The organism is Sulfuricurvum sp. (assembly GCF_028710345.1).
GTDB lineage: Bacteria > Campylobacterota > Campylobacteria > Campylobacterales > Sulfurimonadaceae > Sulfuricurvum.
In genome coordinates this window covers 341,483-353,246 of sequence record NZ_JAQTUH010000003.1, presented here as the reverse complement: position 1 = coordinate 353,246, position 11,764 = coordinate 341,483, and the positions used below count along the sequence as shown (strand labels likewise).

Here is an 11,764-nt window from a genome sequence, read left to right as displayed (position 1 = left end):
CTCACAACAACAGGTGCACTCAATACTGCTTTCTTAAAAGCCAATGCAACCGGTACGGCAACCGATGCTAATGATTACATTCTCTATAACACTACTACCGGAACACTCAGCTATGATGCCGATGGTAATGGGGCAACTGTAGCGGTTCAGTTCGCTACCCTCACCGGACACCCGGCGGTTACGACTACAGACTTTGTGATCGTATAAAAAATAAATAATAAAAATTTTCCTTTAGAAAAATAGGTTACTTTTTAGTAACTTATTTTTATTAAACTTCCTGTGTTACAATTTGCACACTTTATATAACACAAGGAAAACTCATGCTCGTAACAAAACCCGCTCCAGACTTCTCTGCAACTACTGTTTTAGCCGATGGCACTATTGTTGATAATTTCAAACTCTCTGAAAACTTTGGTAAAAAAGGGACTGTATTGTTCTTCTATCCATTGGATTTCACTTTCGTATGTCCATCTGAAATCATCGCGTTCTCTCACCGTATCGAAGAGTTCGAAAGCCGTGGTGTAAATGTTATCGGTGTATCAGTGGATAGCCAATTTTCACACTTCGCATGGAGAGAAACTCCGGTAGAAAAAGGTGGAATTGGTCGTATTAAATACCCACTAGTCGCCGATTTGAACAAACAAATTTCACGTGATTACGATGTATTGTTTGGTGAATCAGTTGCGCTTCGCGGTTCATTCTTGATCGATGCAAAAGGTATCGTTCGTCATGCGGTTATCAATGATCTTCCACTCGGACGTAACATCGATGAGATGATCCGTATGGTTGATACGATGCAATTTACTGACGAGCACGGCGAAGTATGTCCTGCCGGTTGGGTAAAAGGTGATGCGGGTATGAAACCAAGTACTGCTGGTGTTGCTGAATATCTTGCGGCACACGCGGAAAGTCTATAAGGTATTAAACACTTTCTGAGCAAAGCCCACAAAGTGGCAGGGACAAAAATGTCCCTTGCAACCCCCTAAAGCTACGAAAATACGTTTTCGAGATTTATAGGATAGCGAAATATACCTCTTCGAGGCAGAATTTATCTCACTCTTTCAATTAATCAAAAATCATTTTTTCACTATAATTTTTTTCTTCTACTAACCACTATCAACAATCAGCTACAATAGTCTTATAGTGCAAAAGGAGAGAGTATGCGTATCGCGATTGCAGGGATGAGCGGTTTTGTCGGAAACACCCTTAAAAAAGTTTTTGAACAAAATGGTGATGAAGTTATCGGTCTCGATCGTCATGATTTAAACGGGGATGTTGCGTTATTGAGTACACGATTAGAGGGGTGTGAAGCTCTCATTAATCTCTCCGGTGCCCCTATCATAGCACGATGGTCAGATTCTTATAAACAAACATTGCGTGACAGCAGGCTTTTAACGACACAAAAATTGGTCGATGCGATGGCAAAAATGTCTCTCCCTCCATCAGTTTTTATATCGACTTCGGCAGTAGGGATTTACCCTAATAATGGCATATACGATGAGTCTACGCAACACTATGCTGATGATTTTCTAGGACAATTATGTCAAGAATGGGAACAAACAGCACTCAAAGCAGTGGCAAAACGGATTGTTATTACCCGATTCGGGATTGTAATGGGGCGTGATGGCGGGGCATTAGCGCAAATGCTCCCTATTTTTCGATTAGGGCTTGGGGGTGTAATCGGGTCGGGTGAGCAACATTTTTCATGGATACATATCGACGATCTAACGAGAGGATTCACTCAAATTATCGCTAATGAGACGATGCATGGTGTTTATAATTTTGTAGCACCTGAGCCTACAACCAATCGCGGATTAACTGAGGCATTGGGAAAAGCGTTGCATCGACCTACTATTTTTCCTGTCCCCGAATTTGCCCTCAAACTCCTCTATGGCGAAGGTGCAAAAGTCCTTACGGATGGACAAAAGGTAATCCCTAAACGTTTACTTAACGAAGGATTTCGTTTTGAATATCCAAACATTGAGAGTGCAATTTTAAATTTAGTATGATTTTTTATTCTCTTGTGATACTATAGTGATAGAAAGTTTTTTGAGCGGGTAGGGATGAAGTATCTTTTTTTAATTTTTAGTACACTTTATGTATCGTTATTGGCAAATAATGATTTAGAAAAAGTGTCACTCCAGTTGGAATGGAAGTATCAATTCGAATTTGCAGGATTTATCGCCGCAAAAGAGAAAGGGTATTACCGTGATGCGGGACTGGATGTCGAACTGCGCGAATATCATAATGATGTGGATATTGTCACCGATGTATTGAGCCGTAAAGCGACGTATGGAGTGTATAACTCCAGTATTGTTGTCAATAACGGTCATATTAAACCTACTGTATTGCTTGGTACCTATTTCCAACGTTCACCTCTCGTTTTTGTTGCTCGAAAAGGGATTGAAAATCCTGCGGATATGGTTGGAAAGAAGATTATGTTGACTGAAGATGAGTCAAAATACAGCTCCTTAGCACTGCTCCTTAACCACTTCGGAATCTCTCCTAAAAATGCCCATATTATTAAACACAGTTTCGTTATACAAGATTTTATCGATGGAAAAGTGGATGTCATGAGTGCATTTCGTTCTAATGAATTGTATCAAATAGACAAATCGGGTATCAACTATACGATTATCGATCCAAGTGAGTATGGATTTATGATGAGTGCGGTGAATCTTTTTACCTCTCCTGAAGAGGCGATAGAGCATACTGAGCGGACACAACGTTTTATCGATGCGACAAATCTTGGATGGAAATACGCTCTCGATCATCCTGATGAAACGATTGAGATGATACTAAAACACTATTCAACCAAAAAATCACGTGAAGCACTGAAATACGAAGCTAAAGTGACCCAAAAAATAATGATGACCGATTTTTATCCTATCGGTGAAACCAATGGGGAACTGACGGTTCGGATTTACAAACAGTTACTGCAAACCGGTGCGCTAACAAGCGATGAAAAATTAGGACATTATCTATTTCGTGATATTGCAGAGATGGCAAAAGGGGAGATATCCTTTAGTGACGATGAGAAAAAATATCTCCACAAAAAGAGAAAAATCACAATGTGCGTCGATCCGGAGTGGTATCCGCTCGAAGCCATCCGTGATGGCAAGCATATAGGGTTAGCTGCGGATGTAATGAGCGTTTTTGAATCCAACATCGGTATACCGATTGAGCTAATCCCTACAACGTCGTGGAATCAATCACTGGTGTATGCACAGCAAAGAAAATGCGACATTTTATCGCTTGCTGTTGATACGCCTGAACGATTAAAATATATGAATTTTACGTCAAATTATTTGAATATTCCGTATGTTATGGTGACAACCAATGACAAACCTTTTACAGAAAAAATCGCATCATTAAGCCATGAGAAGATAGGAATTGTTAAAGGATATTCTACGATTGAGATACTGAAGGATCGCTATCCTATGTTGAATATAATAGAAGTGGATTCTGTGACTGATGGGCTTCGTAGGGTTGAAAGTGGAGAACTTTATGGGTATATCGATAATCTTATGGTGGTCTCCTCTTATATCCAAAAGCAATATACAGGAATACTCAAAGTCTCTTCGAGATTAGAGGTGACAGATGATTTGAGTGTTGGGACACGTAATGATGAACCGGAACTTAAAACTATTTTTGAAAAATCGGTACACCACCTAGATGATGTGACAATGCAACGTATTTACAATCGTTGGGCATCAACTATCGAAGAGAGAGGATGGTTTGATACGACGGCCATACTAAAAATATTGGGTCTACTTGTTATTATTATGATGGGAGTTGCATGGCGTTATCGTGTTCTTAAGCGTTATAACACAAAGCTTCTTGCTCTCTCGGTTACCGATAAGCTGACCGGTTTGTATAATCGTCAAAAAATTGATGAAATATTGATTCGAGAACAAAAAGTAGTGAATCGTTACGCGCAATATCATTGTGCATTGATGATGATTGATGTTGATTTTTTTAAAAATATTAACGATACATTCGGACATCAAACGGGTGATGAAGTATTGCATGATCTTGCGGTGATTATGAAAAATAATCTTCGAGAGACGGATATTGTGGGGAGATGGGGGGGTGAAGAGTTTATGATTATTTTACCCCACACATCGATGGAAGAGGCACTTATTGTCGCAGAGGGGCTTCGTCAAAAAGTGGAGAAATTTTCTTTTGGAGAAAATCTGTATTTGACTATCAGCATCGGATTGGGAAAACTGATGCATGTCTCAGAGGTGCATGAGTGTGTTGGAGAGGTTGATAAAGCGCTATATCAGGCAAAATCGAACGGTAGAAATCAAATTATAGTGGCAAAATCCTAAGGTTAAACCCGCTAAACTGCATCTAATATTCTAATAAAAGGAAACCAATGTTTTTTGGTAAAAAAGAGACAGAAGACGTAGAACCGTTACATCGTAAAATTTCAGAGCTTGAGAGAGAAAATGACAGCCTCAATGTAAGAATAGCACGCATGGAAGAGGAAAATGCTCGCTATAAAAGTAAAGCAGTAATGGCTGAACTGGTTCAAAAATTGACCGAAAATTTGACGGAAGGGTGTCAAAACGATTTGTCACTATTGCAAAAAGATCTTGCTGATAACGTCACGCATCTCGAAGAGATTGAAATACTGAATAAAAACAATCGTACCAGTGCCATCGAAATCAACGAAGAGATTGGTGAGATTTTAACGATTCAACAAAATCTTGTAGGTAATATCACCGAAAACTACGGTTCAGTCTCACAGCTCAATGACGGTGTAGGTTCTATCAGTCAAGTTATCGATTTGATTAAAGATATCTCCGATCAAACCAATCTTCTCGCACTCAATGCGGCTATTGAAGCAGCACGAGCGGGTGAACATGGTCGCGGTTTTGCCGTGGTTGCCGATGAAGTACGTAAACTTGCGGAACGTACCCAAAAAGCTACTTCGGAAGTGGCAATTAGTGTTCAAAGTTTGAAACAAAACGCGATGGAGATTTATGAGCGTTCGAGCTCAATGGAGTCTATCTCTTCAGAATCGACCCACAAACTGGAGAATTTTAGAGCGACGTTAAGTGAGCTCGGTCATCAAACAGAGATGATTGAGTCTGATTCTACTAATGTTCTCTACTCGGTATTTATGGTATTGGTCAAGCTTGACCATCTCCTCTTTAAAGCCAGAGGGTATACAAGTGTCTTTACTCTTAAAGTCGATAGTGAATTTGCTGATCACCACCACTGTCGTCTCGGTAAGTGGGCTGAGGGTGGAAAAGGTTCAGAGATATTCGGAAATACCCCAAGTTTTAGAAATCTCGAAGCACCGCATAAAGCAGTACACGACAATATATTAGCAGCGGTTAAATGTGTCAGTGCCGGCACGTGTGAGCAAGAGGCTAAAAATATTACGACCTATTTTAAAGATGCTGAAAAAGCGAGTCATGATGTGATCAATGCTTTGAATAGTATGTTGAATGAAGAGCGACAAAGACGTACAAAAAAATAATCTAAAACCGTAAAAAAATAACTATTTTTAAGGATACGTTATTCAATACGGTGTACACTAATAATGAAAACTTTTACAAGAGAGAAGTGAGCGATTTATGGGTGATGCAATCGATTTTAAACAGCTTCGTGAGATGTTGCGTCCCTATGCACTTCTCTACGTCGAAGATAATGTCGGACTTAATTCTCAAGCGACACTATTATTTAAAAAATTTTTCGAAACCGTTTACTCTGTTTATGATGGAGTTGAGGGGTTAGAACTCTTTAAACTTCATCGCCCCTCTGTAGTTATCACCGATATCGTCATGCCCAAACTCGATGGTCTGAAAATGGCGGAAGAGATAAAGCAGATTGAACCTGATACAAAAATTATTATTACAACAGCGCACGATGTAAGTGAGTATCTTCACGATGCTATCCGTATCGGCGTATTTGATTACCTCACCAAACCTCTCAAAATTGATAGCCTCTCCGAAGTACTTCTGCGGTGTGTCACAGAACTCAATACAGAACTCCATCATAAAATATTTATGGAAAATATGCAGGCGATTTTTAACTACCAAAACAGTCTCGTTTTTCTCCTAAACGGTAGAAATGTAGTGATAGCCAATCACCATTGTTTGGACTTTTTTAAGCTGGAGCGTTTGGAAGAGTTTAAAAAGCTCTTTTCCCATTTTGGCGAGTTACTTTTAGAACATAACACTTTTTTATATAATCATGAAGAGATAGAGTGGTTTGATACGGTGCGTGCTCATGAAGGAAAATTATTTAATATCAAATTGGCGGATAAAGAGGGGAATCCGACCCATTTTGTACTGACCTATCAACGTATTCCCAAAAAAGAGGGATTTTCTATTATCTCACTAAATAATGTCAATGAACTTGGTTTGCTCAAACTTTATGATGCCAATGCGTTAGAGCGTGATAAGTTAAGCAAAGATGAACAAATGGTCCGAAACATGGTTGAATTGGCACAACGCAGCGGTGCAAAAGTACGTGTCCATAACCTCTACAAAGGGTTAAGTATCACTAATGACGGAATGGTTGAAAAAATTGAAAAAGGTAATCTCGTTTTACGTGCTCCACAAGTTCAGTTAAAAGCAATACAACACGAAAAAGAGTGCTATATCAGCTCAGAGCTTTTTGTGATGCCGATATGGTGCCGTTCGTTAGTCAAGTTTGATTATGACAACCAAAAAGTCTATTTTTCTCAATACCAAATGGCGCAGAGATCCCCATCTGAACGTCAAGTGATACGGGTTATACCAGGGGAAGATATGAGCGCTACAATGCTCTTTGAAGGGCGTAAAATAGAGGGGATAGAAGCTATTTTGGATATTTCTGTGCGTGCGATACGACTTGAGCTCTCTATTCTTCCGAGTGGATTTGAAATTAATCAGGAGGTGGTATTGGATATTGTGATAACGTCGTCTTCTCGTCCGGCTATTGTCAATACAAAAGCAAAAGTTCTCCGTATCATTGAGGGAAATCGTCGATATGAAGTAATTTTAACGTATGATTTACACAGCGCTGGGCAAAAAAATATGATCGATTATGTTGCCAAACGGCAAATGATTTTAATTCGAGAATTTAAAGGATTGCAAATATGAATAATGAAACCCTCCTGTATGACGATGGTCATCACAAATGTATTATGTTTAGTCTTGAAGACGAGGAACACAGTAACTACTCCCTTTCGGTCAATCAGTTTTTGATTATACAAAACGATGCGGCTATCCTCATCGATCCGGGTAGTGCGGCTATTTTTGGAGAGTTGTATGATGCTATCTCTGCACATATTGACCCATCGCACCTCAAATATATTTTCTTCTCTCACCAAGATCCCGATGTGGCAGGAGCAATCGATCAATGGAGTGTCGCAACATCTGCTTCATTGGTAATATCAAACCTTTGGGTGCGGTTTATGGGTCACTATGGTTTGATGGATATGGGACGGATCATGGGATTGGAAGATCATGGTGCTATGATTAAATTCGGAAACGATTTCCTCCAGTTTATCCCTGCCCATTTTCTCCACTCTCCGGGTAACTTTTCTCTCTATGACAGCCGTTCTAAAATCCTCTTTTCGGGAGATATCGGTGCGGCGGTTGCGTCTCCTCAAAACCTTAACAAGCGGGTTGATGATTTTGAAGAACACCGTCCATATCTCGAAGGATTTCACAGCCGATATATGGCATCAAACATTTTTTGCCGTGCGTGGGTTGAGTGTGTCCGTCGCCATGAGGTAGAGATTATAGCACCGCAACATGGTTCAATCTTTAAGGGTGAAGTTGCCCAAAAATTTTTATCATGGTTTGAAGAGGTAGAAGGTGGAGAAGAACAAGTGGCTACCCTGTACGGATTGAAGCGATGAGTGTTGACTCAACTTCGGAACAGCTCAAATTTTTGCATGCGGAAGCATCAAATATTTCAGTATTGTACGTAGAAGATGACACACTTTTACGTACGGAAGTTGAGCACTATTTAAAAAAGATTTTCCCCAATGTAACACTCTCTTCGGATGGTAAAGAGGGGTTGGCAAACTATCATGCGAGACCATTTGATATTGTTATTACCGATATTCAAATGCCTCATATGAACGGATTGGAGATGTTGCATCGTATCAAAGAAATTAACCCGCTTCAAGAGATGATTATTATCTCTGCTTACACCGAAAGTGAATATTTTATGGAGGCTATTCGGTTGGGTATCGATGCGTATATTCTCAAACCGATTAATCACCCTCAAATCATTCAAGTTCTTTATAAAGTGGTCTCTAAAATTGTTCAACTACGTGAGAATAATGCGTATCGAACTCATCTTGAGGCATTGGTGGATCTTAAAGTCAAAGAGTACAAAGATCTTGAAAGTGAAAAGATAGTGTACTATGAAAAAACCTTAATCGGTCTAATCAAAATGATAGAACGACGCGATAGCTACACCGCAGGGCACTCCCATCGAGTGGCTGATTATTCTCGCCGTATAGCGCAAGAGATGGGGTATGATTCGAGTCAGTGTGATTTGCTCTACCGTGCAGGGATACTCCATGATATCGGGAAAATCGCTACACCCGATACGGTATTGTTAAAACCGGGAAAACTCGATGAAATTGAGCGTGAACTGATAAAAGAGCATGTGACTGTCGGTATTGAGATGCTTGGAGAGATTCCGATATTTGATTCTATGATTCCTATCATTCGTGATCACCATGAGAGCTATGACGGTAGTGGATATCCACGAGGGGTTGGGGGGGATCAAATTGATCCTTTTGCACGTATTATGATTATTGCCGATGCGTTTGATGCGATGACAACCAACCGCATTTATAAACCACGCAAAAGTGTTTTGGAAGCTATACAAGAGGTAGAATCTCTCAGTGGAATCCAGTTTGATCCTACTGTTGTCCCTTTTGCTCTCAGGGCACTGGCTCATATTGAGGTGGCGGAACAGATATCACAGCTTCCCCACTCTTCATTAGAAGAGGAGCGATTTGCCTATTTTTACAAAGATGCAATAACGGGACTGTACAATCATAACTATTTGGATGTTGTCCTTTTAAAGAACAGTTATACCTATACTTATCGTTGTATTCATGTGATTTCATTGCATCGATTTAGTGAATTTAATGATGAGTATGGTTGGGAGAGCGGGAATGCTCTTTTGCACAGTGTTGCAGAGATGTTACACGACCATTTTAACGGATTACTCCTTTTCCGTATTCATGCCAATGATTTTATTATTGTTTCACAAAACCATTTTGAATTTGAAGAAAAATTGTATGCTTCTTCAGAAATTTTACTGAAAAACCATCTAACCTGTACCCATTTTCATCTCGATATCTCTAAAAACCATAAGATCACCTTGGCAGAATTAGAACAAAGGATGCGTGATGAACGATATAAACGACATAATAACTCCTAAAAAAATTGACTCTAATGAAGCCTTTATTGATTGGTTACGTCTCCATGAAGTGTGGCTTATGGAGAAAATACTCGACTATGCTGCTCAACACGGCTACACCAGCTATACCTCAACACTGCTTGAAGCGTGGCGAATTTCGATAGAGGGGTTGACAAATTCGCTTGGGTTGTTGATGCAGGAATATCCGATTCCTCCCGCTTTGGGACCTAGTGAGAATTATAAGGATGATCCCGCTTCAGCATTTGGGCTTCTCGAGGCACAGCGTCATCGTGCACGCGGGGTTAATTTCGCGATGTTTATTTCTCTGTTTAAATACTATCGTCAAACTTACCACGATTTAATCGAACTTCATTCCTCTTTATTTGATGATCCGAAATTTTATTATGAATACGTCAAACAGTTTTTTGACCGCGTTGAGATAGCCTACTCCATCGAATGGCATGGACGGAGTTCAGAGGAGCAGATACATGATCTCTCCGAACACAATCGTACTTTAACCAATGAAAAAAATCTCTACCTTACCATTTTTGATTCCTTCTCTTCGGGGGCCATATTGCTTGATTCTTTTGGGATAATTCTCAACTATAATCAAGCGGCAAGTGAGATTTTATTTGACAAAAAATATCATGGCGGTACGTATTATTATGCACAAAACAAAACCGTTACTACCCCTGAATGGATAGCTGAAGCAATTAGTGATTTGGGAGATACCGATTCTTACCGATTTTTTTATGAGCAAATACGCTCACAAGAGCGCTATATTTACGATGTTTTTATTCGACCTGTCGATGATGTCAGTGGTAAGTTTAATGGATTTATTCTGATTATGAGTGATGTGACCAAACTTAAATCATCACAAGAGCAATTTGAGTTAGCAATGAGTGCAACCAAAGATGGATTATGGGATTGGAATTTGGTTGATAATAGCGTCTATTTCTCTCCACATTGGAAAGCGATGGTGGGATACAGAGACGATGAACTTCCCAATGCACTCCAAACATGGATAGACTTAGTCCATCCCGATGATTTGGCATCCGCCAATGAAGCGATTGAAAATAGTATCCATGATCCAACCATAAAATATGAAAATCTTCATCGTCTTCATCATAAGGACGGTCATTATATATGGAACCTAGATCGAGGCGTGGTTCAATTCAATGAATATGGCATTGCGGTGCGTATGATAGGATTTCATACCGATGTAAGTTATGTTAAATCGATTGAAGATAAGAATTATCATCTTGGGATGATTGTGGAAGAGGCAACGACAGAAATTTATATTTTTGATGCACAAACATTTTATTTTCACTACCTTAATAAAAGTGCCCTCAAAAATACCGGATATACTATGCCTGAGATGACTCGATTAACGCCGTTGGATATCAAACGGATGGATATTGAAGAGTTAAAAAATTACATGGATGAAGTTAAAACTCACGGGTGTGTTTCACTTCATACGTATCATTATCGAAAAGATGGAACAAGCTATCCGGTCAATGTTACGGTACAGTCTACCTACTATGATGATAAGCCTTGTTATGTCGCTATGGCAAGTGATATGAGTGAACATGAAAAGATGTCGAATGAAATTCGTGATACTCAAGATTTGATGATAGCCCAGTCCCGACATGCCGCGATGGGGGAGATGATCGGTATGATTGCCCATCAGTGGCGTCAACCGCTGAGTATTGTCTCGATGATGGTCAATAATATGTTAATCGATTTGGAGTTTGACGGTCTCAATATCGATGAATGCCGTACAAGCGGAGAGGGGATACTCTCTCAGGTGAATTTCCTCTCAAGCACCATCGATGTATTTCGGGACTTTTTTCGACCGGATAAAGAAAAAGAGTTAGTTTCCATCGCTGATATTATGGATGATGCGATATCGATGATCGATGCGAGTCTTCACAGTCATGATATTCTCTTGACACTAACGGATAATTCCCATGCGAAAGTGAGAGTCTATCCTCGCGAGTTATTACAGGTGTTTATTAATCTCTTGAAAAATTCTAAAGAGGCACTGATCAGTGATGGGGTTACTTCTCGTCGCATCACTATCGTGATTGAGGATATCGGTGATGAGGTTGTTACTACGATATGCGACAATGCAGGGGGGATTGACCCTGCTATTATGGGGCGTATCTATGATCCTTATTTTTCGACAAAAGATGAGAAAACGGGGACGGGATTAGGGCTTTATATGTCTAAAACGATTGTGGAAAAACATCTTGGCGGTACGATAAACGCGGAAAACAAAGAGGATGGTGTGTGCTTTAGTATCGCTTTTAATATCAATCAATCGCAAAGTGATGAAAAATAGATTATAATCGAGTTATTATAATCATAG

Annotated in this window: 9 protein-coding genes; all 9 read left to right on the top strand. The window is 39.8% G+C overall.

Features of this window, described 5'->3' with window-relative positions; translation table 11 throughout:
- Positions 1-207 (top strand): hypothetical protein (locus PHC76_RS06380; RefSeq protein WP_300209872.1); only part of this gene is annotated, 207 nt, incomplete at its 5' end.
- 113 nt (positions 208-320) lie between these two features.
- On the top strand, positions 321-917 hold the full coding sequence (locus tag PHC76_RS06375; RefSeq protein WP_299973522.1) for a peroxiredoxin: 597 nt from the start codon (positions 321-323) through the stop codon (positions 915-917).
- 243 nt (positions 918-1,160) lie between these two features.
- Positions 1,161-2,009: a TIGR01777 family oxidoreductase gene (locus PHC76_RS06370; protein ID WP_299973524.1), complete on the top strand. Its 849-nt coding sequence runs from the start codon at positions 1,161-1,163 to the stop codon at positions 2,007-2,009.
- Positions 2,010-2,063: 54 nt separating this feature from the next.
- On the top strand, positions 2,064-4,334 hold the full coding sequence (locus PHC76_RS06365; protein WP_299973527.1) for a diguanylate cyclase: 2,271 nt from the start codon (positions 2,064-2,066) through the stop codon (positions 4,332-4,334).
- A 47-nt stretch (positions 4,335-4,381) separates the two neighbouring features.
- Complete coding sequence (locus PHC76_RS06360; protein WP_299973530.1) at positions 4,382-5,494, top strand: methyl-accepting chemotaxis protein; 1,113 nt, start codon at positions 4,382-4,384, stop codon at positions 5,492-5,494.
- Between the two features lie 97 nt (positions 5,495-5,591).
- Positions 5,592-7,103, top strand: coding sequence for a response regulator (locus PHC76_RS06355; protein ID WP_299973532.1), 1,512 nt, complete (start codon positions 5,592-5,594; stop codon positions 7,101-7,103).
- A complete protein-coding gene (locus PHC76_RS06350; protein ID WP_299973535.1) occupies positions 7,100-7,867 on the top strand; it encodes an MBL fold metallo-hydrolase in 768 nt (255 codons plus the stop codon). Before PHC76_RS06355 ends, PHC76_RS06350 begins: the two co-directional genes overlap by 4 nt.
- Positions 7,864-9,414: an HD domain-containing phosphohydrolase gene (locus PHC76_RS06345; RefSeq protein ID WP_299973537.1), complete on the top strand. Its 1,551-nt coding sequence runs from the start codon at positions 7,864-7,866 to the stop codon at positions 9,412-9,414. Before PHC76_RS06350 ends, PHC76_RS06345 begins: the two co-directional genes overlap by 4 nt.
- Positions 9,383-11,737: a PAS domain S-box protein gene (locus tag PHC76_RS06340; protein WP_299973540.1), complete on the top strand. Its 2,355-nt coding sequence runs from the start codon at positions 9,383-9,385 to the stop codon at positions 11,735-11,737. The genes PHC76_RS06345 and PHC76_RS06340 overlap by 32 nt, the downstream gene beginning before the upstream one ends.
- Positions 11,738-11,764 lie beyond the last annotated feature (27 nt).